The 623-nt window shown below is 62.1% G+C and carries 1 protein-coding gene; it reads right to left on the reverse strand.

Annotated elements, in window-relative coordinates; translation table 11 throughout:
- Positions 1 to 623 (reverse strand): acyl-CoA dehydrogenase family protein (locus GSM73_RS03180; protein WP_178129657.1); only part of this gene is annotated, 623 nt, incomplete at both ends.

The raw sequence follows: 623 nt of genomic DNA on the forward strand, positions 1-623 counted from the left end.
CTCAGGCCGTGGTGCGGTTTTCCTACCAAGTAACCGACGCATTCGCCGTTGTCGCCGAAGTTCAGCGCCGTGGAGGTGGTGCCGCGCCAGCCCATCTTGTGGAACAGCCCGGCCAGCAGCACGTCGTTCCGCTGGCCGAGGCTGCCGTCGTCGTTGACCAGGAACTTGGGCACGATAAACAGCGAGATGCCCTTAACGCCGGGTGGCGCGTCCGGCAGTTTCGCCAGGACCATGTGCACGATGTTTTCCGACAGCGGATGATCGCCGCCGGAGATGAAGATCTTGTTGCCCTTGAGCCGATAAGTGCCGTCGGATGCCGGCTCCGCACGGGTACGAATATCCGATAGCGAAGATCCGGCGTGGGGTTCGGTCAGGGCCATGGTGCCGAAGAAGCGACCATCGATCATCGGTTGCAGGAAACGTTGTTTCTGCTCCTCGCTGCCGAAGCTTTCGATCAGGTTCGCCGCGCCCATGGTCAGGAACGGGTAAGAGGTCGAAGCGGCGTTGGCCGACTGAAAGTGCGCGAAGCAGGCTTGGGACAGCAGCGTCGGCAATTGCATGCCGCCGGCGTCGAAACTGCGTGCGGCATTGAGAAAACCGGCCTCCAGGAAGGCATCCACCGC

The sequence above is a fragment of the Pseudomonas sp. PICF6 genome (assembly GCF_009831705.1).
Lineage (GTDB): Bacteria > Pseudomonadota > Gammaproteobacteria > Pseudomonadales > Pseudomonadaceae > Aquipseudomonas > Aquipseudomonas rhizophila.